Annotated in this window: 17 protein-coding genes; 7 read left to right on the top strand and 10 right to left on the bottom strand. The window is 70.4% G+C overall.

Going from position 1 to position 21,667, the window contains the following annotated elements:
• Positions 1–233: 233 nt before the first annotated feature.
• Genes STH_RS11070 through STH_RS11060 form a run of 3 tightly spaced genes read left to right on the top strand, consistent with a single transcriptional unit; the run spans position 234 to position 3,338 of the window.
• Positions 234–1,385: a COG1470 family protein gene (locus tag STH_RS11070; RefSeq protein ID WP_011196336.1), complete on the top strand. Its 1,152-nt coding sequence runs from the start codon at positions 234–236 to the stop codon at positions 1,383–1,385.
• Between the two features lie 5 nt (positions 1,386–1,390).
• Positions 1,391–2,374, top strand: a complete 984-nt coding sequence (locus STH_RS11065) for an ABC transporter ATP-binding protein (protein WP_148205564.1) — start codon at positions 1,391–1,393, stop codon at positions 2,372–2,374.
• Positions 2,346–3,338, top strand: a complete 993-nt coding sequence (locus tag STH_RS11060; protein WP_043713933.1) for an ABC transporter permease subunit — start codon at positions 2,346–2,348, stop codon at positions 3,336–3,338. The genes STH_RS11065 and STH_RS11060 overlap by 29 nt, the downstream gene beginning before the upstream one ends.
• 748 nt (positions 3,339–4,086) lie before the next feature.
• Here STH_RS11060 and STH_RS11055 read toward each other — a convergent pair.
• From STH_RS11055 to STH_RS11025, 7 genes are all read right to left on the bottom strand, one after another.
• Positions 4,087–5,295 (bottom strand): MFS transporter, encoded by a 1,209-nt coding sequence (locus tag STH_RS11055; RefSeq protein ID WP_011196333.1) that lies wholly within the window; start codon positions 5,293–5,295, stop codon positions 4,087–4,089.
• Positions 5,296–5,607: 312 nt separating this feature from the next.
• The gene (locus STH_RS11050) at positions 5,608–5,922 is read right to left on the bottom strand and encodes an XdhC family protein (protein WP_050742247.1); all 315 of its coding nucleotides are present in this window, start codon (positions 5,920–5,922) and stop codon (positions 5,608–5,610) included.
• A 5-nt stretch (positions 5,923–5,927) separates the two neighbouring features.
• A complete protein-coding gene (locus tag STH_RS11045) occupies positions 5,928–6,716 on the bottom strand; it encodes an XdhC family protein (protein ID WP_050742246.1) in 789 nt (262 codons plus the stop codon).
• Positions 6,717–6,797: 81 nt separating this feature from the next.
• Entirely contained in the window at positions 6,798–7,223 is a 426-nt protein-coding gene (locus STH_RS11040; RefSeq protein WP_011196330.1) for a nucleotidyltransferase family protein, read from the bottom strand.
• 3 nt (positions 7,224–7,226) lie between these two features.
• A complete protein-coding gene (locus STH_RS17350; protein WP_050742245.1) occupies positions 7,227–7,985 on the bottom strand; it encodes a nucleotidyltransferase family protein in 759 nt (252 codons plus the stop codon).
• On the bottom strand, positions 7,982–9,184 hold the full coding sequence (locus STH_RS11030; protein ID WP_011196328.1) for a hypothetical protein: 1,203 nt from the start codon (positions 9,182–9,184) through the stop codon (positions 7,982–7,984). The genes STH_RS17350 and STH_RS11030 overlap by 4 nt, the downstream gene beginning before the upstream one ends.
• Positions 9,181–9,879, bottom strand: coding sequence for a cytochrome b/b6 domain-containing protein (locus tag STH_RS11025; RefSeq protein WP_011196327.1), 699 nt, complete (start codon positions 9,877–9,879; stop codon positions 9,181–9,183). The genes STH_RS11030 and STH_RS11025 overlap by 4 nt, the downstream gene beginning before the upstream one ends.
• Positions 9,880–9,932: 53 nt before the next feature.
• On the opposite strand from STH_RS11025, the gene STH_RS11020 reads away from it, so the two are divergent.
• From STH_RS11020 to STH_RS11010, 3 genes are all read left to right on the top strand, one after another.
• A complete protein-coding gene (locus STH_RS11020) occupies positions 9,933–10,442 on the top strand; it encodes a hypothetical protein (RefSeq protein ID WP_043713932.1) in 510 nt (169 codons plus the stop codon).
• Positions 10,442–11,119: a hypothetical protein gene (locus STH_RS11015; protein ID WP_011196325.1), complete on the top strand. Its 678-nt coding sequence runs from the start codon at positions 10,442–10,444 to the stop codon at positions 11,117–11,119. The genes STH_RS11020 and STH_RS11015 overlap by 1 nt, the downstream gene beginning before the upstream one ends.
• A 175-nt stretch (positions 11,120–11,294) precedes the next feature.
• Positions 11,295–11,750 carry an IS1096 element passenger TnpR family protein gene (locus tag STH_RS11010; RefSeq protein WP_011196324.1) on the top strand — a complete coding sequence of 152 codons (456 nt, stop codon included), beginning with the start codon at positions 11,295–11,297 and terminating at the stop codon, positions 11,748–11,750.
• Here the strand turns inward: STH_RS11010 and STH_RS11005 are convergent.
• Positions 11,732–12,763 carry a patatin-like phospholipase family protein gene (locus tag STH_RS11005; protein ID WP_011196323.1) on the bottom strand — a complete coding sequence of 344 codons (1,032 nt, stop codon included), beginning with the start codon at positions 12,761–12,763 and terminating at the stop codon, positions 11,732–11,734. The two genes, STH_RS11010 and STH_RS11005, sit on opposite strands and share 19 nt — an antisense overlap.
• A 172-nt stretch (positions 12,764–12,935) precedes the next feature.
• On the opposite strand from STH_RS11005, the gene STH_RS11000 reads away from it, so the two are divergent.
• Positions 12,936–19,670, top strand: coding sequence for an Ig-like domain-containing protein (locus tag STH_RS11000; RefSeq protein ID WP_011196322.1), 6,735 nt, complete (start codon positions 12,936–12,938; stop codon positions 19,668–19,670).
• Between the two features lie 109 nt (positions 19,671–19,779).
• On the opposite strand, the gene STH_RS10995 is transcribed toward STH_RS11000, so the two are convergent.
• Together STH_RS10995 and STH_RS10990 are read right to left on the bottom strand one after the other, a co-directional pair.
• Complete coding sequence (locus tag STH_RS10995; protein WP_011196321.1) at positions 19,780–20,799, bottom strand: branched-chain amino acid ABC transporter permease; 1,020 nt, start codon at positions 20,797–20,799, stop codon at positions 19,780–19,782.
• Between the two features lie 7 nt (positions 20,800–20,806).
• Complete coding sequence (locus tag STH_RS10990) at positions 20,807–21,667, bottom strand: branched-chain amino acid ABC transporter permease (RefSeq protein ID WP_011196320.1); 861 nt, start codon at positions 21,665–21,667, stop codon at positions 20,807–20,809.

The following is a 21,667-nucleotide window of genomic DNA, read 5'->3' as shown; positions in this document are numbered from 1 at the left end:
GGCTCGCCTCCAGATTTCGCTATGTCAGAACTGTGTTGACCTGCACTTAGATTCGTCAGGGTTTGAAAGGTTCCCTTCCCAATTTTCTGGTCGGATTCTTAACGTCTTCTCAGCTTCTTGTAAGCCTGATTTCATCTTTGTCTGCCACGATCGTCTGGGGTGTAAAGCGCCCCGGATGGCATCGTCGCGCACCCGCGCCGCGGTGCCAAACATCGTTGTGAGGTGAGGAATCGATGTCGTGTCGCACCATGCGCTGGGGAACTGCCCTGGCGGCGGCCGCCCTGGCTCTGCTGACGGCGGCCCTGCCCGCCCAGGCGGCACAGCTGAACTTCTCGACCCGCTACCCCGGCATCGTCGTCAAGCCCGGCGAATCGCTGAGCCTGACCCTCAACCTGTCCGGCGATGGCGGCGTGGCGGACCTCTCGGTCCGGGACCTGCCCGAGGGCTGGGAGCCGCCCGTGTTCCGGGGTTCGGGCTACCCGGTGAACCAGGTGTACGTCCCGCCGGGAGGGAGCGAATCCGTCACCCTGAGCCTGAAGGTGCCCGATCGGGCCCCCGAGGGGACCTACCGGGTCGTGCTGGCGGCGTCCAGCGGCGGTGAGGTCGTCGAGTTGCCGCTGAACATCACGGTGACGGCCGGCGCCACCGGCCGGGCGAGCCTCAGGACCGACTTCCCGTCCATCCAGGCCCAGGCGGGCACCACCTACACCTTCACGGTGACCCTGAGCAACGACGGCGACCTGGAGGAGATGTTCGCCCTCTCCGCGGCGCCGCCCGAGGGGTGGAACGTGGTGTTCCAGGTCTCCGGCAAGCAGGTGGGCACTATCCCCGTGGAGGGTAACGCTTCCCAGTCCATCAGCGTGTCGGTCACCGTGCCCAACGAGATCGAGGCCGGCACTTACACCGTGCCGATCTTCGCCCGGTCCGGCTCCGCGGAGGCCCGCCTCGACCTGTCCCTGGAGGTGCTGGGCAAGTACGCCCTGGACCTGACCACCCCCGACGGCCGGCTCTCCTTCGACGCTGTGGCGGGCCGCAAGAACGGCGTGACCCTGGAGGTCAAGAACACCGGCACCACCGAGATCACGGGGATCAACTTCGCGTCCACCCTGCCGCCCAACTGGACGGCCACCTTCTCGCCTGACTCCATCGACGCGCTGGCCCCCGGCGAGAGCCGCCAGGTGACGGTGGAGGTGACGCCCAACAGCAAGGCCCTGGCGGGCGACTACCTGGTGACCCTCCGGGCCCGCAGCGACCGGGCCAGCGACAGCGCAGAGTTCCGGGTGGCGGTGCAGACGCCGACCCTGTGGGGCCTGGCGGGCGTGGGCGTCCTGGCCGTGGTGGGCGGCGGCCTGTACTGGGTCTTCCGCACCTTCGGCCGGAGGTGAGTCCGGTGGCGGAGACCGTGATAGAGACCCGCGGCCTGGTGAAGCGCTATGGCGAGTTCACGGCGGTGGACGGCCTGGACCTGGAGGTGCAGGCCGGTGAGGTGTTCGGCCTGCTCGGGCCCAACGGCGCGGGCAAGACGACCACCATCCTGATGCTCCTGGGGCTCACCGAACCCACCGAGGGCTGGATCCGGGTGCTGGGCCACGACCCGGTGCGGGACCCCATCGCCGTCAAGCGGGTGACCGGTTACCTGCCCGACAACGTGGGGTTCTACGACGACATGACCGGCCGGCAGAACCTCATGTACACAGCCGAACTGAACGGCATCCCCCGGCGGGAGGCGGCCGCGGAGATCGACCGGCTGCTGACCCGGGTGGGGCTTGCCCACGCCGCGGATACCCGGGTGGGCGCCTACTCCCGGGGCATGCGGCAGCGGCTCGGGGTGGCCGACGTGCTGCTGAAGCGGCCCCGGGTGGTGATCATGGACGAGCCGACCCTCGGCCTGGACCCCGAGGGCGCCCGGGCCTTCCTGGAGCTTATCCGGCAGCTGGCCGACGAGGGCATGACGGTCATGCTCTCCTCCCACCTGCTGTACCAGGTGCAGGAGGTTTGTGACCGGGTGGCGATCTTCGTGAAGGGCCAGATGATCGCCTGCGGCCGGGTGGATGAGCTGGCCGACCAGGCCCTGGCCGGGGAGCCCCTGCGGCTGGAGCTGGAGCTCGCCCCCTGCTCGAACGGGCTGCTCACGGCCCTGGAGCAGCTGGACGGGGTTGCGGAACTGCAGCGGTTGGGCGGCTCGGGCGAGTCCGTCCGGCTGGCGCTGGTCTGCCGGAAGGATCTGCGGGCTGAGGTGACGCGGGCGGTCGCCTCCCACGGCGCCGCCGTGCTGCACCTGAGCCAGGCGGGCCGCAGCCTGGACGACATCTACCGGCGCTACTTCGCCGACGGAGGTGAGACCGGTGGCCGTTCTACCGAAGGTGCAGCCTAAGGTCTGGCTGGAGCGGCTCAGGGCCCGGTCGGTGGAGGCGAAGGCGGCTGAACCGTCCCCGCGCGGCGGCCTGGCCGCGGTGGTGCGCAAGGAGTTCGCGGACCACGTGAGCGGCTGGCGCATGGTGATCCTGGTGCTGCTGCTCATGGTCACCGGCATCGGGTCGCTGTACACGGCCGCACAGACGATCCGGAGCGTTGTGGGGGCTACGGCGGCCACGCCCAGCTTCGTGTTCCTCCGGCTCTTCACCGGCGGCAGCACCCAGCTGCCCCCGCTGACCTGGTTCATGGCGTTCCTGGCGCCGCTGCTGGGCATCGCCCTCGGGTTTGATGCGATCTGCGGCGAGCAGAACCGGCGGACCCTGAGCCGGGTGCTGGCCCAGCCGATCCACCGGGATGCGGTGATCAACGGCAAGTTCCTGGCCGGCCTGCTGAGCGTCACCATCACCTTCGTCGCCCTGCTGCTCGGCGTCGGCGGCCTGGGCCTCATCATGCTCGGCGTGCCGCCCACCGGCGATGAGCTGCTCCGGCTGGTGGCCTACGGCGTGCTCACCATCATCTACGTGGCGTTCTGGCTGGCCCTGGCGATTCTGTTCTCGGTGGTCTTCCAGAACGCCGCCACGTCGGCCTTGGCCTCCATCGCGGTCTGGCTGTTCTTCAACGTCTTCTGGGACCTGATCGTCAACGTGGCCGCGGGGGACGATCCGGTGGGGCTGGGGCTCTGGCTCATGCGGCTGTCTCCGGGGTACCTGTACTCCGAGGCGACGGTGACGCTGCTTACGCCCAAGGTGCGGACGCTCGGCGCGGTGACGCTGGAGCAGGTGCTGGGGGCGCTGGAGGGCGTGTTGTCGGTGGACCAGTCGATCATGCTGATCTGGCCCCATGCCGTGGGGCTGGTGGCCCTGACGGCGGTGTGCTTCGCCGTTTCCTACATCCTCTTCATGCGGCGGGAGATCCGCGCGTGAGCCCCGCTGCGGGAGAGGTTCACATAGATGGGTCCGGGGCTCCGCCGGTTGCGGAGCCCCGGACGTATGGTTGTTGCTGCGGAATGTGCAGTGAGCGGGGCAGGCCTGGTGCACATTCCGCCTCGAACCGTGGGTGAGCGGGCGGGCAGCGCGCGGAATGTGCAGGGAACTGGGTAGGCCCGGTGCACATTCCGCCTCGAACGTGGGTGAGCCGGGGGACCAGCGGGCGGAATGTGCAGTGAGCCAGGCGGGTCTGGTGTACATTTCGCCTCGAACCGTGGGTGAGCCGAGGGGGCAGCGGGCGGAATGTGCAGGGAACCGGGTAGGCTTGGTGCACATTCCGCCTCGAACCGTGGGTGAGCGGGCGGGCAGCGGGCGGAATGTGCAGTGAGCCAGGCGGGTCTGGTGTGCATTTCGCCTCGAACCGTGGGTGAGCCGAGGGGGCAGCGGGCGGAACGTACAGGGAACCGGGTAGGCCTGGTGTACATTTCGCCTCGAACCGTGGGTGAGCCGAGGGGGCAGCGGGCGGAATGTGCAGGGAACCGTGTAGGCCTGGTGTACATTTCGCCTCGAACCGTGGGTGAGCCGAGGGGGCAGCGGGCGGAATGTGCAGGGAACCGGGTAGGCTTGGTGCACATTCCGCCTCGAACCACAGGTGTGCCGTCAGGCAGCGCGCGAAATGTGCGGCGAACCGACGGTGTACAGGCGAGCAGCGAGCGGACGTACGGCGGGGTTCGTGTCGGTAAGATCAGTCGATCGTGGAGACCGTTTCCGTCCCGGCTGACAGCTTCCGGGCCAGGGCGGCGAGCCCCACCGCCGTCGCCAGCAGACAGGCGATGAACCCCACCACACCTGGCCAGCCGAAGCGCATCCAGAACAAGCCGGCCACCGTACCGGCGATGCTGGCGCCCATGTAATAAGTGAAGAGGTAGAGGGCCGACGCCGCGCCCTTGTCGTGCCGGGCGCGCTGGCCCACCCAGCTGCTGGCGATGGAGTGGGCGCCGAAGAAGCCGAAGGTGAAAACCGCGATGCCGCCGATCTTGACGAGCAGCGGACCGGCCAGCGCGATCGCCGCTCCGGCCAGTTCGATGCCGAGGCTGAGAGCGAGCATCGGGGCGCGGCCGTACTGGTCGGAGAGCCGGCCCATCAGGGCGGAGCTGAAGGTGCCGGCCAGGTAGAGGAGGAAGATCCAGCCCATCAGCGCCGCGCTCAGACTGTAAGGCGGGGCCATCAGGTGGTAGCTGACGTAGTTGTACAGGGCCACGAAGGAGCCCATGGCCATGAAACCCACCAAGTAGAGAGCCCGCAGCAGCGGGTCGCGAACGGCGCCGAAGAGGGAGTGGACCAGCCGCCGGAGCTGCAGCGGTTGCGCCCGGAAGTTCCGCGACGGCGGCAGCGCACGGGCGAACCAGAGCGCGCAGACCAGGCTGACCACACCGATCGCGGCGACGGCCCCGCGCCAGCCCCAGAACTCGGCGACGGAGCCGGAGATGATGCGGCCGCCGAGGCCACCCAGCGAGTTGCCGGAGATGTAAAGCCCCATTGCCGCCCCCAAGTGCTGGGGGTCGATCTCCTCGGCCAGGTACGCCATGGCCGTGGCGGGCAGCCCGGCCATCACCAGGCCCTGGAGGAAGCGGGTGAAGAGGAACGGGCCGAAGGCGACCGTGCGGGACGCGACAAGGCCGATCACGCCCGTGGCCAGCACGGCCACGGTCATGATCGGCTTGCGGCCCAGGGAGTCGGCCACGGGGCCGACCAGCATCTGGGAGATCGCCATGCTGATGGTCGCGGTGGACACCGACAGGCTGGCCTGCGCCGGGATGATGCCGAAGTCCGCGGACAGGAGGGGCAGGATGGGCTGGGTCACGTACAGGCTGGCGTAGATCGAGAGGGCGCTGAGAAACAGGGCCAGGGTGACGAGCTGGTACTCACGGGTTCCTCTCTGGATGCGGGGCACGGGGCAGCCTTCTTTCCTCAATGGTGGCAAATAATTACCCACCTTGTATGTTAGGCTACTGACCTGACGTTGACCATAGTCTGCCGGGGCCAGCTGCAGGACGGGTCCGTGCCCGCATTCCGCCCAGAACCACAGTGGAGGCGGTCGCAGGTCTGGGCGTGCACCGTGCTCTTCACCATGTGCGTAGAGCACCCCACAACCGACGTCGTCCACCCCGGGCCATCACGCGGAAACCGGGCCCCCACGGGGGGACCCGGCCCGGACCTGCGCCCCGGCTTCGGGCGCCGCCGCGGCGCCAGGGGCCGGGGCGCCTCAGCAGCCAAACGGTTCGATCAGCACCTCCATCACCCCGCCACAGACGGCGCCGTCGGGGAGGGAGGGGTCGTCCAGCAGGTCGACCTGCTCCAGGGTTGGGCGCCCCTCGTCCAGGGCGGTGAGGGCGGCGAGGCGGATCCGGTTCTCGCCGCAGCCGCCGCCGATGGACCCGGCGGTACGGCCGTCCCGCCAGACCAGCATCTTCGCCCCCACCTCCCGGGGGCAGTGGCCGCGGGTGTGCACCACGGTCGCCAGGGCCACGCGCTCCCCCGCCGCCAGCGATGCCCGCAGGAGCAGAATGGGATCGTCCACGTCCGTCACCTCCGGCTCAGGTGGATGAGGGGCCTGTCCAGGGCGGAGAGCGGCTTGCCGGTGCCTCCCCGCCGGGTGGCGATCACCTCGGCGACGACGGCAATGGCGATCTCGCCGGGGGTCCGCGCCCCGATGTCCAGCCCGATGGGCGCACGGACGCGGCCCAACCACTCCTCGTCCACGCCCCCGGCCCGCAGGGCGTCGAACACGGCCCCTACCCGCTTTCGGCTGCCGATCATGCCGACGTAGGGCACGGGCGCCCCGGCCAGCGCCGCCAGGCAGGCCGCGTCCTGGGCGTGGCCCCGGGTGACCAGCACCACGTGGTGCCGCTCCCCCGGCGCGAGCGCGGCCAGCTCCTCTGGGAGCGGGACGCAGATCACCCGGTAGGCGGTGGGGAAGTGGGCCGGGTGGGCGTACTCCCGCCGATCGTCCACCACCCAGACCTGGAAGCCCGCCAGGGCGCCCGCCCTGGCCACCTCCCGGCCCACGTGCCCGGCGCCCACCACCAGCAGCACCGGCGGCGGCAGGTGGGACTCCACGTACACCCGCACGCTGCCCGCCGGCAGGCGCAGCCGATGGCAGCCCGACTCCCCCCGGACGAGCAGGCCGGCGGCGAGCTCGGCCATCCCCTCCGCCAGCCCTTCCGGCGCCGCCTGGAGCCGGGGATCGACGTAATGGATCCCGCCCGGTCCTGCGACCACGGCGCATCCCGCCCACGGGCCCTCGACCACCTTCGCGACGGCCACCGGGCGTTCGGCGGCGATCTCCTGTGCCAGCGCGTTCAGGTACGACATGTGGCGCACGCTCCTCTCTTCGGCCGCCGCGGGTTCAGGCGTTCCGCATACGGCAGATCGGCCGCTTTGGTGCCAGGGGGTTCAGGGACGACACGCCTGCGCCTCTCCCGCCCGCTCTGCCAGGGCCCGGCGGTAGGCCGAGGGCGTGTCGATGTCCCGGAGGATCGCGTCGGTAGCCACCGGCACCAGCGTCACCCTCCCGGGGTGGCGCAGGAACAGCTCCCGAAGCCCCGCCTCGGGCGGCAGCGTCAGGAGGTCGTCCAGTAGGCTGCGGTCCACGCAGAAGGGGTGGCCACGTCGCTCGGCGCACGTCGGTACCGTGAGGCCGCCCCGGTGACCGGTCAGGATGGACGCGACGACGGCCGGCGTGATCAGCGGCTGATCGCCCAGGGCGATCAGCACGACCGCCGGGTCGGCGCCTCGGTTCGTCTCCGCGGGCGCCGAGCCAGTCTGGACGGCCGTGGCGCCGTCCCGGGCCCGAGCTTCCGTCAAATGCAACGCCGCCACGCCTCAGGCCTGCTCCCGACGCAACCCTGCCCCGTCCCGAGTTTCCTCCCGGAGCAGCGCTTGCCCGTCCTGAGTTTCCTCCCGGAGAAGCCCTGCCCCGTCCCGAGTTTCCTCCCGGAACAGCGCTGCCCCGTCCCGAGTTTCCTCCCGGAGAAGCCCTGCCCCGTCCCAAGTTTCCTCCCGGAGCAGCGCTTGCCCGTCCTGAGTTTCCTCCCGGAGCAGCACTGCCCTGTTCCGGGTTTCCTCCCGGAGCAGCGTTGTGCCATTCCGGGATTCCTCCCGACGCGGCTCTGCCCCGTCCCGAGGTTCCTCCCGGAGCAGCACTGCCCCGTTCCGGGTTTGCTCCCGAAGTGGCGCTGTCCCATCCCTGGTTTCCTCCGGGAGCAGCGCCGTTGCGACCCGCGTTTCTTCCCGGCTCAAGGCGGCCATGCCCCAGGGTATCTTCCGAAGTAGTACAGCCACGCCGCACTGAGCCGAGGTCAGCATCCCTTCCCGGTAGCGGGGGTTTTCCACGACAAGAACCCGGCTCTCCCGTGCAAGTTGGCGAAGGGCGGCCCGGTGCTCGGAGGCGCGGTGGCCCAGCACGACCGCGACGCGCCGCACGGGAGCCGCCAGCAGCGACCGGACCACCGCTTCCAGTACCGTCCCGCCGTCCCAGGGGAGCAGCATCTTGGGGCGGCCCATGCGCCGGGATTCCCCGGCGGCCAGCACCACCGCGTCCACCGGCCCGCCCCGGGTCAGCCCCGTCCATGCGCCCGTCACGTGACCACCGCCCCCTCCAGCCAGCCCGTGAGGCCCGGGACCGCCTCAGCGGGTACCAGCACCAGGTGAGCGTCCAGTTCAGGGGGCGGGTCGGGCAGGTTGGGTCGGACGCCGCGGCTGAAGAGGCCCCAGACCGGCATCCAGTCGAGACCGGGTCCGGTGAGGGGCCGGACCGCGCGGGCGCCGGGCTGTTCCAGCGCCCACGCCAGGTCCGCGCCGCCCAGAAGCGCCCGCCGGACGCGGCCCGTCCGGATGGCGTCCCGCAGCCGGGCGGGCGCCTCCATGAAGAGAGGGCCTCGCTCCGTCGGGGCCAGGGCAGCGGCCAGGGCGTCGCACCCCAGCGGAGCCCACATCTGCGCCTGCCAGTGACTCTCCGGCGGACGCCCCATCGGTGCGGGGCGGCCGGCGGCCTCGAACGCCACCAGGGCCGCCCGCCGGTAACCGGCTACGGCCAGCAGGCGGCTGCCGGGAAACGTGCGGTAAGTGGACCAGCCGGGCAGAAGCGGAAGCCAGGCCAGCTCCCGGGTGGTCGCATCGGCCGCGTGGTCGCCGTCCGGGGCCAGCGGCTCGCCATCCAGTCCCAAAGCGGCGGCCAGGGGCGCCAGCTCCGGCGCGGGGTAGATGGCCAGCGTCAGGGCCGGACCCTTCTGCCCGGCCGGGGCCGCCTCCGCCGGCGGGTGCGCACCCTCCGCAGGCGGGTGTGCCGCTTTCGCGGGTGGGTGTGCCGCCACCACGGGCCGGTGTGCAGCCTCCGAAGGCAGGTGCGCCGCCTCCCCGGGCCGGTGTGCAGCCTCCGAAGGCAGGTGCGCCGCCTCCCCGGGCCGGTGTGCAGCCTCCGAAGGCGGGGGCGCCGCCTCCACGGGCTGGCGCGCAGCCTTCGGAGGCAGGTGCACTGTCTCCACAAGCCGGTGCGCCGACTGAGCAGGTGGGTGCCCGGCCTCCTCAGCCGGCGACGCAGCATGCCGGCCCGGGAGGTGGGCCGCGGCGGATCGGGCGAGGTGTAGGACAGCCTCCGCCAGGCTGGCCCCGCGGAGGCTGTCCCCACGGGGCGCGACCCCACGGGACCCGACACCACAGCGTCCGACCTCACGGGGCCCGTCCTCCAGCACGATCTCCGCACCGCCCAGCATGGCCTGCAGCCCGGCCGCGGCCGCCAGCGCGGCCTGGCACAGGGCCTGCAGCCGCTCCCGCTGGGTCACCGCGGCGCCTCCTTTCCGCCCCGGTCGGTGTGGTCCGGCCGCGGGACGTCACCTGCCCCCGCCGGAGCCGGTCCTGCGGAGGCCGGAGTCGGCCCTGCGGTTGCCGGAATGGATCCTGCCGCGGCCGGAGCCGATGCTGCCTCCGTCGGCGCCGACCCGGCCGCCGTGTTCGCCTCCATCTCCCGCAGCAGCTCCAGGTACCAGCGGCCGTGCACCGCCCGCACGTGCTCCAGGCTCACCGTCCCGGTGAACATGGAGCGCAGGAGCGGCCAGTTGGAGCGCACGACCGTCACCGCCGCCACGTGGATGGCGAGCAGCACGATGGTGGCGATGAACGCCCAGTCGTGCAGGGTCGTGGACCAGCGCACCACCGCGGCGGGCAGCGGGTAAGCGTAGCGCATCGCTTTGAGCAGCCCGGTGGCTACTACGACGAGGGAGACCAGAACCCAGAGGGGGTACGACAGGAGCCGCTGGGTGGCCAGATACTTGCCCTCCGGCGGGAAGCCGCGGAAGCCCACGGCCCGCTCGACCTCCCGCCGCCAGGCGGTCGGCCACTGCAGGCCCGGGAAGCCCAGGACGCCCTGGTCGCCCACCAGCCCGACGTAGCTCAGGAGCTCGATGCCCGCGTCGCGCAGCGTCTCCCGGTCGGGCAGGAGCCGGTGGCGGCGGCTGGCGCCGGTGGTCAGCCCGTGCACAGCGGTGCCGCCCAGGCCCAGTCGGCTTCGTCTTCGTCATCCTGATTTATGCCATGTTCCGCGGCGAGCGCTGGGCCGTGTGTACGGCGATCGGCCTGATGGCCTTCAGCCTGGTCATCACCTTCATCCGCATGCGGTACTCGGTGATGATCCGGGGCAGCGCGGCGCCGACCAACGTGCGCTTCTCCATCACGATGGTGACCTTCCTTTACATGGTCATCACCCAGCTCCCGGGCATCCGCGACAAGGTGGACTGGAAGCGGCCCCTGGGCCGGACCGGACCGCACAGTACGCCCGGCGGGTTGGCCCTGATGGTGGCCGGCCTGTTCACGGCGATCTCCCCGTGGGGGGTAGGGTGGACGCACGTCTTCGACGGGGTCAACTACGCGCTGCTCATGGCGAAGCCGCTGGCCATCACGGGAGGCCTGTTGATGCTGGCCGGCGCCGGGCTCCTGCTCTCGGCGCGGCTCGGCCGTCCGCCGGGCGAGTGGCTGGCGGACGGGGTGCGCTGGCGCATCGCTGCCCGGCCGCCTGAAACGGCGGCGAAAGGGGGGCGCAGCTGATGCCAGGCGGTGGCGGCGGCGGTTTCCTGCAGTACATGGACAGCATGGCGATGGCCTTCGGTTTCCTGCTGTTCCTCTGGATTCTGCACCATGCCTGCGGCCGCTGCGTGAAGCTGCACCACGGTGCCTTTCTGAGCGGCTCGATGGTCTCCCTGATCGTGGTCTTTCTGGTGGGCCGCAAGGCGGAGCTGGCCCTGGACCCGTTCGTCGGCGCGATGGCCCTGCTGGCCGGCCTGCTCTACGCTACCGGTTTCCTGGCGCTGATCGACGGGCGGCGGCGGCTCACGCCCTACTTCGTCGCCTACGGCATGGTGGGCATCCTGGGCTACGCCCTCGCCGCCCACTACGGGAACGTCACCGGCGCGGTGTGGCAGATGCCGCTGCTGTGGATGACGGCCATCCCCAGCGGCGCCGTCCTGCTGGGAGGTCCGGTCTGGCTCATGTCCCGCAAGGGGGACGGCTCCCACGCCCTGTGGGTGCCGCTGGGCACGATCCTGCTCTACGCGGCCTTCTACTACATGGTCGGGACTACCAACGGGACGATCGCCCTCGGCGACAACGCCAGCTCGCTGATCAACACCCTACTGGCCGCCGGGTACCTGTGCCACCTGCTGGGGTTTGTCCTGGTGCGCCGGTGGCTGGCAGCGGACCGTCCCGATGCGGCGGAGCCGGCCTAGCGTGGATGGGCACACAAGGGAGTGGCCCAGTCGGCCGTTCTGACCGACTGGGCCATTCTTCTGCAGTTACTTGGATTTTCGCGTCCGGCGCGCCCGCGACGTGCAGGACTTCGCCCGGCACTGTGCGAAGCAGTAGTGCCATGCACGACGCCGCACACGCAGAGGGGGCACAGAGTTGGCTGTTCGAGGGTGGTTTACCGTTCGTGTGGACCTGGTCTCCGGCGCCGGCCTCCACTTCGCGCCCCAGCCGGGCCGCATCTTCCTGGTCGGTCCCTCGCACACGTTCCTGGACCTGGCCACCGCGATCGACCTGGGCTTCGCCCGCTGGGACCTGAGCCATCTGCACGAGTTCCGCTTCCCCGACGGACGCTGTTTCGGCATCCCGGACGACGAGGACCCCCGGGTGGTCGACTACGATACGGTCCGGGTCGCGTCCCAGGTTAAGCGCGGGGACCGGTTTACCTACATCTTCGACTTCGGCGCGAACTGGGAGCACCACTGCCAGGTGCTGGCCTCCAACCTCGACCCGCTGGAGGTGTTGGGGCACGTGCCGCAGCAGCCGACGCCCATCTGGGGCTGGGGCTGGATTCCCGACCAGTACGGCCGCCGGAGCTACGGGGCGGAGGCCTGAGTCTGTCCGGGAGCCGGCAGGGGCAGCAGTCCCGGCCGGGGCGCCGGCGCGGGGTGCGCCGCGGGCGCGACGGGGGCGGGAGTCAGAGCCGGACGGGCCTCGGCCGCAGCCCCGGTGGACGGCCGCGTCTCCCGGCCGGCGGCCGGGGCGTGGTCGGTGGCAGGGGCGTGGTCGGTGGCAGGGGCGTGGTCGGTGGCAGGGGCGGGGATCGGACGGCCCGCGGCGGCAAAGCGGTCCAGGCAGGCCAGGATGGCGGGGATCGCCTTCGCGGCTGCGGCCTCGCCGCTCAGGATCTGGGCCCGGTACCGGTGGAACTCGAAGGTGCCGCAGTCGGCCCATGGGCGGATGACCACATCCGCGCCGTCCAGCTGCGCGGCGACCAGGTGCTGCTCCATGATCTCCAGCATGCGCATGAGGAAGACCAGGGGATGCCTGGCCTTTTTTCGTCTCCAGGGATAGGGGAAGGAGAGGTCCACGGCGACGACGATGTCCGCGCCCATCGCCCGGGCCAGCTGCACGGGGACCTTGTGGACCACGCCGCCGTCCACCAGCCGCCTTCCGTCCAGGTGTACCGGACGCACGATGCAGGGCATCGCCGTGGTGGCGCGCAGGATCGGGCCGAGGGGACCGCACTGCAGCGTCACCGGTTCGCCGGTGTCCGCATCGGTGGCGGTGGCGGCGAAGGGGATGCGGAGGTCCTCGGCGTTCAACCGCCCGGCTTCCCGCTCGAAGGTGTCGGCGAGGGGGGAGTTGTCCAGCCACCCGTCCCGGGCCCAGACCGGCCGGAACAGGTCCCGGAACCGCACCGAGGCGAAGACCCGCTCGATCTGGTCGGGGGAGAGGCCGGCGGCATACGCGGCCCCCACCATGGCGCCGGAGGACGTGCCGGCGATGCAGGCGATCGGGATGCCGGCCCGCTCCAGCGCCCGCAGCACGCCCACGTGGGCGGCCCCCCTGGCGCCGCCGCCGCCCAGGGCCAGGCCCACCCGGGGCCCGTCCGTGCACTTGCCCATGGCGTCTCACCTCCCGCTCAGTATTCCCCGGTGCCGCGCGGCGCGCGGCAATCCCGAAAGGAAAACAGTCCCTTTCGCGAGAACAAGTTTTAGGTAATACTTGTTCAACCCCTGCGCACATGCCGCCCGACGTCCGGGCGTGAGGTGGGGGAACGCGGGAGGATCACGAGGCATGTCGAGATTCAAACCGATTGCAGTTGCCCTGACCCTGCTGCTGCTCACTAACTTGTGGTCTCCCCTGGCCCTGGGCGCGACCCTGGGGCAGGGCCAGTTCGACCCGTCGGCTGCTCCGCAGCAATGCCGCGAGGGGTACGCGTGCGCGCAGATCTTCACCGCCGACGCCACCGGCACCGTCGAGCGCGTCAGCATCCCGCTGTCGTGGACCGGCGACACCGCCGACCTGAAGGTGGAGGTGCGCACGCTGTCCGGCAGCGTTCTGGGGACCGACATCCTGGCTGAAGGTCAGCTGCGGCCCTCGGGTGCGGGGACGGACCCGACGTGGGTTGACGTGCCCCTGCAGGCGCGACAGGGGAAGCGGCTGAGCAAGGGCACCTCGTATGCCCTGGTGGTGACCACCGCGGGGGAGAGCAACCCCGCCCAGCCGACCACGTACCATTGGCACTACCGCAAGTACCCTGCGGCAGGCCCCGGCAACGTCCTGCTGGAGTACCAGCCGGGCCAGTGGCGGCGGTACGACGACTTTGACTTCGCTTACGAGATCGTGCTGACCCAGTCCAACGCCGCCCCCGTGATCCATGTCCAGGACACGGTGATCATGGAGGAAGACGGTACGTACCAGCTGCCCCTGCAGGTGGAGGATGAGAACCCCGCCAAGGTGCAGGTGATCGCGCACTCCAAGGACACGTGGCTGGTGACGGATGCCGGCCTCAAGGTCAGCGGATCCGGGGCCAACCGGGTGCTGACCATCACCCCCGTGCCGGATGCGCACGGCACGGGCACCATCGTCCTCACCGCCACGGACGAGGAGAACCTGTACACGAACGCCGAGGTGCAGCTGACGGTCACCCCGGTGAACGATGAGCCCCTGCTGATCGCCCAGGTGGCCGACCTGGAGACCCCGGAGTCCACCGCGGTGGCCATCCCGGTGCGGATCGGGACGCCGTCCCGTGTCACCGCCCTGCAGAACGCCGGCCAGGAGATCTGGGTGAGCGACCCTGACGGCGACGATCTGACCATCGACGTCAGCACGGACGCGCCCGACCTGCTGTCGGTGGCCGTCACGGGCACCGGCGCGAACCGGCAGCTCAACATCCTGCCGGTGGCGGGCAGGAGCGGCAGGGCCAACGTCACGGTGACCGTAAGCGACGGCGCGGCCGCGGTGACGCATACGTTCCCGGTCACGGTGACGGCCGTGGACGAGCCGCCGGTCATCGACCCCGCCAAGCTGCCCAACCGCACGATCGACGAGGACGAGGAACTGCAGTTCGAGTTCATCGTCTCGGATCCCGACACGCCGCTTGCGGACCTGAAGATTGAGGTCACGTCGGACAACCCCGGGCTGTTTGGCGGCAGCCCCACGATCGAGATGGATCCGGCGGGGTCCGGCCGGGTGTCCGTGCGGTGGATGCCCGAGCCCGACGAGAACGGCACCGCCAACATCACGGTCTCGGTCTCCGACGGCACCTCCCAGACCACGGCGACCTTTAAGGTCGACGTCCGGGCGAAGAACGATCCGCCCCGGTTCGCCGGCTCCCTGCCCCCGTCGGTGACGACGAAGGAGGACACGCCGTACACGTTCCACGTCACGGCGGACGATCCTGACAAGAACGATGTGCTGACCCTGCACGTCTTCAGCAGCAACACGAAGCTGCTGCCCTCCAGCCGCATTACGATCGAGGAGATCAGCGCCGGCTACTGGAACGTCGTCCTGGACCCGAGCCCCAACGAGCACGGCCAGGCCCAGATCACGGTCCAGGTCGTGGACCGCGCGGGCGAGTTCGCCGAGCACCGCTTCGTGCTGACGGTGGACCCGGTCAACGACGAGCCGGTGATTGATGACATCCCCGACGTGTTCCGTGAGCTCGGCGTGACCCAGATCGACGTCACCGTGCGCGTGACCGACGTGGAGAGCACCGCGAGCGGTCTCACGGTCACGGCGAATGCCTTGAACCCCCTGCTCATCGCGGACGTGCTGACGCAGAACATCGGCCCCGAGCACTGGCGGATCACGCTCATCCCCCGGGCCGGGCAGGAAGGCAGCACGCAGGTGGTCGTCCAGGCCAGCGACGGCGACAAGACCGTGACCAAGTCGTTCACGGTGGGCATCGCCCAGCGGCTGAAGTTCACCGGCCTGCCGGACCAGGCCGTGGTGGACGAGGACGGGACGGCGGTCTTCGAGTTCGAGGTTTCCCCGGCCGACAAGATCCAGAGCGTGACCGCGACCTCCCGGGACACGACGCTCCTGCCCGACAACCGGATCACCCTGAGCCAACTGACCCCGGGCCGGTACCGGCTGGAGTTGGAGCCGGCGCCGGACCAGTTCGGCAAGGTGGTCGTGGTGGTGGAGGGCAAGAACCTCTACGACATGCCGACCACCCACTACCTGACCCTGACGGTGAACCCGGTCAACGATCCCCCCGTCCTGAACCCGATCGCGTCGCCCCAGCGCACGCAGGAGGACGTACGGCTCAGTATACCCTTCTACCTGTATGATCCGGACCCGTTTGACCGCTTCACCTTCCACTTCACGTCCAGCAACGACCACGTGGTGCCGCCCTTCAGCCCGTACCTGACGGTGGAGGGCTCGGGCACCAACTGGGTGCTCCACATCCTCCCGTTCAAGGACGCGTACGGTTCCACCGTGATCACCATGACCGTGGAGGACTCCGGCAAGGCCACCGCCAGCACGACGTTTGAGCTGATCGTCGACCCGGTGGACGATCCCCCCGTGATCAGGCTGCCCAGCTCGGCCACCATGGACGAGGACACCACGGCCTTCTTCGAGATCGTGGTCGAGGACGTGGACGGGCCCGGCGGCACCCAGCTGGACGCCACGTCTCCCTACGCCACCGTGCGCGCCACCCTGGTGAAGAGCGAAGGGTGGATCGACACCTACAGCCTCCAGGTCACCCCGCAGAAGGACCGGAGCGGGCCGATCCCGGTGAACCTGGTCGTCCGGAGCGGCTCCGCGCAGGTGGCCTCGGCCGTGCTCACGGTGCACGTCCGGGAGATCAACGACCCGCCCGAACTCACGGTGTACGCGGGACGTGTGGAGACATATGAGGACCAGCCGGCCAGCGTCAGCCTCGCGGTCTTCGACGTCGAGACGCCCCTGGACCGGCTCAGCCTCACGGCCGTCTCCGACAACCCGACCCTGCTGCCGCCCACCAGCTTCCGTTTTGTGGGTACCGGCACCCAGCGTGAGCTGATCATCACCCCGGCGGAGGACCAGTTCGGCGAGGCCAACGTGGTGGTGACCCTGAGCGACGGCGCCGCCAGCGTCAGCTCCGATCCGCCGATTCACGTGGTGGTCATCTCCGTGCCGGACGCGCCCCGGCTCCTGGGCCTCGGCTCCGAGATCATCATCAATGAGGATGAGCGGTTCGTCCGCGAAGTCGAGGTCTATGATCCCGACTCCCCGATGAGCGAGGTGGAGATCGACCTCACCTTCGACGTCGATCCCGCCAACCCGGGGCTGCTGGCGGCCAACGGCGTCCGGCTGGAGGGGACGGGCAAGTCGCGGCGGCTGGTCGTGGAACCGGAGAAGGACCAGAGCGGCACGGCGACCATCAACATCCGCACCCGCAGCCGCGATGACAACGCCGAGGACCTCATCCGGATCCCGCTGACGGTCCGGCCGGTCAACGATCCGCCCGAGCTCAGCGAGTTCAATTACTCCCACCGGACGATCCTGGAGGACCAGTCGCTGACGGGCATGTCCCTGACCTACATGGACGTTGACTCGCCCCTCAGCAACCTGACGGCCACCATCAGCGCGGACAACAAGGAGCTCCTGCCGGACGGCAGCATGTCCGTCATCCTGAGCAACGGCAGGGCGGATGTCTCCGTGATCCCGGCCAAGGACCGCTGGGGCACCGCCACCGTCACGCTCACGATCTCGGATGGACAGGACTCCTCCAGCCGGTTCTTCCGCCTGACGGTGGAGCCGGTGAACGACCCGCCCTCCTTCGTGAAGGGGCCGGACCAGACGGTGGAGGAGGACGCGCCCCCGCAGCGGGTGGCCCGGTGGGCCACCGACATCACGCCGGGGCCCTACGAGGACCATCAGCAGCTGCGGTTTGAGGTGGACGTCCTCTCCGGGGCTGAGCTGTTCGCCGAGGGTCCGGAGGTGACGGCCGACGGCACCCTGATCTACACCCCCGCGCCGGACAAGTTCGGCACGGCGGAGGTGGAGATCTGGCTGGTGGACGACGGCGGCACGGCCAACGGCGGTGAGGACACCTCTCCCCGGCAGAAGTTCTTCATCAACATCCTGCCCGTCAACGACCCGCCGGTGATCGCCCCGATCCCGCCCATCGGCACCGAGATCGGGCAGATGTCCGACGAGATCCTCATTACGGTCACCGATGTCGACTCCGACGTTTCCCGCGTCGTGCTGACCGTCCATTCGGAGAACCCCAGCCTGGTGCCCAACGACGCGGAACACATCATCGTCACCCCGGCGGGCCCGGGCCAGTGGAAGCTGCGGCTGAAGCCGGTGGACGGGAAGATCGGGACGGCGAAGATCACCGTTACGGCCACCGACCCCGAGGGGGATATGAGCCGGCTGCAGTTCGACCTGGTCGTCAACAACCTGTGGCTGAGCAGCCTGGTCCCCTCGGACGGCACCATGACGCCGCAGTTCAGCTCCCGGGTGCTGGGCTACACGGTGGTGTACTCCGGCTGGCTGCCCCGGGTGCACGTGACGGCGACCGCCCAGGATGACGGCGTCCGGATCCGGGTCCGTCGGGCGGATGCGCCGGACACCTGGCACGACGCCGAGAGCGGCAAGCTGTCCCCGCCCATCACCCTGGGGGAGAGCGGCGGCGCCGTGGAGGTGGAGGTGTACTCGCCCGTCACCGGCATCTCCAAGTCCTACCTGCTCACCTTCGTGCGGTCCAAGTCCACCGTGGCCGAGCTGGTGGACCTCTCCATCAACCCAGGCCGGCTGCAGCCCGAGTTCCGGCCGGACCGGACGACCTACTCGGCGACGGTTCCCCATGAGGTCACGGAGGTCGCCGTGGAGTACCAGGCCGGCGACGCGTGGGCCAAGGTGACCGTGGAGGGCAACAAGGACCTGAAGGTCGGCACCAATCGCATCACCGTCACCGTGTTGGCGGAGAGCGGCGATAAGCGGGTCTACACCATCAACCTCACCCGCGAGGCCGGGCCCATGCAGATCAGCGAGGTCGAGGTCGAGACCGGCGCCGACTGGGCCACGTTGCGGTTCGAAACCGACGACTCGGCGGACGTCATCGTCTACTACCGTCCCGACGGCGGTGCTGAGCTGAGCCGGCCCGCGGGCCGGGGCTACCGTCACGTGGTGACGCTGACCGGACTCCGGCCCGCGACCCGGTACACCTTCCGGATCCAGGCCACCCGCAGCAACGGCCCCGGCGCCGAGCTGATCAGCTCCTTCCGGACGCAGGCACCCGAAGCCACCGGTCGCTGCGAGGTGGGGTTCGACGGCAGCCTGATCTGCCCGGCCACGCCGCAGGAGCGGTCCTGGGCGGTGGTTGCGCTGCCGGACGGGGCAGCCCCCGACCAGGCGGCGGTGGTGAGCGTCTCGGATCTGGACATGGGCGCCGCGGTGGCCGCGGCCCTGGCCGAGGGGACGGATGACGCCCACGGCACTCCGACGGTCTCGGTGTGGCTGGACAGCGACCGGTACGGCGCCGCCCTGCTGGAGGCCCAGGCGCTGCAGCGGGCGGCCGGATGGGGGATCGGCGTGACGGTGGAGTCCCCCCTGGGCAGCGTGACGCTGACGCCCACCTTCATCGCCAACCTCGGCCTCGCCCAGGGCGAGCGGCTGGTGGTGGCGATTACGGAGGGAGAGATCGACCCCCTCTACCTGGAACCCTGGCTGGGGGTGGGCGGATACCGGCTGGCGGGTGAGCCGATGGCGGTCTCCCTCGCCCGGGTCGATGCGTCCGGTGTGACCCGGTCTCTCACGACCTGGCCGGCCCCGCTGGTGGTGAGCCATCCCGTCCGGGCGGCGAACGAGACCGAGGCCGCTACGACGGCGGTCTTCGCCAAGGCGCCCGGCAGGACGCAGCTGGAGCCCCTGGGCGGCCGGCTGTCGCCGGACGGCGACCGGATCGAGGTCGCCCAGTCCGCGCCGGGGAGCACGGTGCTCCTGACCTACGACCACCGGTTCACCGACGTGCCGCCCACGCACTGGGCCCACCGGATCGTGCACGAGATGGCCGCCCGCCAGGTCCTGCGGGGCGTCACGCAGACCCGGTTTGCCCCGGAGCAGCCCATCACCCGGGGGCAGCTGGCCGCCATCCTGGTGCGGGCCCTGCAGCTGGGCGAGGATGACCGGTTTGCCCGGGTCTACTACGACATCTCGCCCTATGACGCCCTGGCCCCCGAGATCGGCGGCGCCATCCGCTCCGGCATCATGATGGGGTACCCGGACGGCACGTTCCGGCCCAACGCCTCGGTTACCCGCCAGGAACTGGCCGTGGTCCTGAGCCGCATGGCGGACCGGCTGAACCTGGCCGGCTCCATCGACCGTGAGGTGGCGGAGCGGCTGGCCCTGTTGGCCGACTGGAACGACGTCGCCTCCTGGGCACAGGACGGCGTGCGCTACGCGGTCGCGGAGGGGCTGATGACCGGACGTTCGGCGACGACCTTCGCCCCGCTGGAGCTGACCACCCGTGCCGAGGCCGCGACGGTGATCAAGCGGCTGCTGGACAAGGTGGCCCCCGGCGAGTGGCGGTGAGCATGATGACGAAGAACCCGGACGCTGACAGCAGCGTCCGGGTTCCTCTGTCTCCGGGCGGCCGCGCCCGACCCGACCGGGGCCCATCGGGACCTGCCCCAGCGCTGTCCTAGCGCGCCGCCCGCACCTCCGCCCGGGCTCCGGCCCGGGCCGCAGCGATGCGCCGGAGGCTGCGGGCCAGGCCCGCGATGCCGTGGGGCAGGAAGAGCACGATCAGGGCGTAGAGCAGCCCCAGCGCCAGCCGCCAGCGATCCGTGTAGCTGGAGAGCAGCGTGCCCGCCAGCCGAACCACGCCGGCGCCCAGCGCCGGCCCGCCGAGGGTGCCGGCGCCGCCGATGATGGTCATGAGCAGCACGTTGATGGTGGTCTCGGTGGAGAGAACGGTGGGCACCACGAAGTTCTCGGTGGCCGCGTACATCACCCCGGCCACGGCGGCGACGGCGCCGGCCAGCACGATGGCGCCCAGCTTGAACGCAAACACGTTGTAGCCGATGGCGGCGGCTCGCTGCTCGTTCTCCCGGATGGCCACCAGGACCCGACCGAAGGGCGAGTGGATGATGCGCCGCAGCGCCAGGTAGACCACCGCCGCCAACGTCAGCGTGAGCAGGTAGAGCTCGATGCGGTGGCGGGGGCCGTAGGCCCAGTCCGGCGCCACCTGCACGCTGAGGCCGTCGCTGCCCCCGGTGACGCTGCTGAACTTCTCCGCCGCCACCCGGAAGAACTCGGCGAAGGCCATGCTGACCATCGCGAAGTAGACCCCCCGCACCCGGAGCGAGAGGGCGCCGATCACCAGGGCCAGCACCGCCGCGATGGCCGGCGCCAGGGCCAGCGACGCCCAGAAGCCGACGCCGTGGTACTTGGCCAGCAGCGCCGCGGCGTAGGTCCCGGCGCCGAAGAAGAGCGCATGACCGAACGAGACGATGCCGGTGTACCCGAGCAGCAGGTCGAAGGACATCGCAAAGACGGCGAAGACGAAGGCGCCGATGAGCAGCGAGAGCAGGTACCGGTTCTGGCCGAGGCCGGGAAGGAAGGGGAGGGCGTAGAGCGCGGCGATGACCAGGAGGGGGAGGATCCAGCCGAACCGCGCGCTCGGGTGGGCCTGCGTCCGCGTGACAGGCGTCTCCTGCATCCCCGCGTCACCCCCTCTGCTCGCCCAGCAGGCCCTGGGGCCGGAGCACCAGCACCACGGCCATCAGGGCGATGTTGACCGCCAGCGCGAGCTGGGGCGCGTAGAACCCCACGAAGGCCTGCAGCAGCCCGACGAGGATCGCCGCCAGCAGCGAGCCGGTGAAGCTGCCCAGCCCGCCCACGACCACCACGATGAAGGCGGGCAGCAGGTTCTCCGCCGCCAGCGTCGGATGCGCCCCCTCGAAAGGACCGGCCACGGCGCCGCCCAGGGCCGCCAGCGTACCGCCCAGGGCGAAGACTCCGGTGAAGACCTTCCGGATGTCCACGCCCAGGGTCTGGACCATCTCCCGGTTCTCCACCCCCGCCCGGACGATGACGCCAAGCCGGGTGCGGGTGAGGAACAGGTGGACCGCGAGGTAGACAAGCAGACCCACGGCGATGATGAACAGCCGGTAGACGGGGAACGGCCGGTCAAAGACCTGCAGCGTGCCCGAGAGCAGGGCCGGCGTCTGGAAGGGCAGCGGGTGGGGCCCCCAGATCGCCTCCACCGCCTCGTCGAAGATGAGCATCACGCCCAGGGTCATGAGCACCTGGAAGAGCTGCCGGCCGTAGAGCGGGCGGATTGCCAGCAGCTCGATGGCGGCCCCGAGCAGCGCTCCCAGGAGCGCGCCGCCCACCAGGGCCAGGGGGAAGCTGCCGGTGGCCCGGTAGAGGGTGAGGGCCCCGTAGGTGCCCAGCATGTAGAGCCCGCCGTGGGCGAAGTTGAGGACGTTCATGAGGCCGAAGATGAGGCTGAGCCCCGAGGCGATCAGGAACCAGAGCATCCCGACGGTCAGCCCCTGGAGCGTGAGCCACGCGATCAGACCCAT

Origin of the sequence: Symbiobacterium thermophilum IAM 14863 (assembly GCF_000009905.1) — a bacterium.
Lineage (GTDB): Bacteria > Bacillota > Sulfobacillia > Symbiobacteriales > Symbiobacteriaceae > Symbiobacterium > Symbiobacterium thermophilum.
Note: the sequence above shows the minus strand (reverse complement) of the source record. Positions and strands in the feature narration are given on the sequence as shown.

Excerpts from the sequence above, each read along its gene's own strand:
- STH_RS11070 (WP_011196336.1), top strand. The coding sequence starts at position 234 with ATGTCGTGTCGCACCATGCGCTGGGGAACTGCCCTGGCGGCGGCCGCC.
- STH_RS11015 (WP_011196325.1), top strand. The coding sequence starts at position 10,442 with ATGCCAGGCGGTGGCGGCGGCGGTTTCCTGCAGTACATGGACAGCATG.
- STH_RS11045 (WP_050742246.1), bottom strand. The coding sequence starts at position 6,716 with ATGTCGTACCTGAACGCGCTGGCACAGGAGATCGCCGCCGAACGCCCG.
- STH_RS11020 (WP_043713932.1), top strand. The coding sequence starts at position 9,933 with ATGTTCCGCGGCGAGCGCTGGGCCGTGTGTACGGCGATCGGCCTGATG.
- STH_RS10990 (WP_011196320.1), bottom strand. The coding sequence starts at position 21,667 with ATGGGTCTGATCGCGTGGCTCACGCTCCAGGGGCTGACCGTCGGGATG.
- STH_RS11000 (WP_011196322.1), top strand. The coding sequence starts at position 12,936 with ATGTCGAGATTCAAACCGATTGCAGTTGCCCTGACCCTGCTGCTGCTC.
- STH_RS10995 (WP_011196321.1), bottom strand. The coding sequence starts at position 20,799 with ATGCAGGAGACGCCTGTCACGCGGACGCAGGCCCACCCGAGCGCGCGG.
- STH_RS11005 (WP_011196323.1), bottom strand. The coding sequence starts at position 12,763 with ATGGGCAAGTGCACGGACGGGCCCCGGGTGGGCCTGGCCCTGGGCGGC.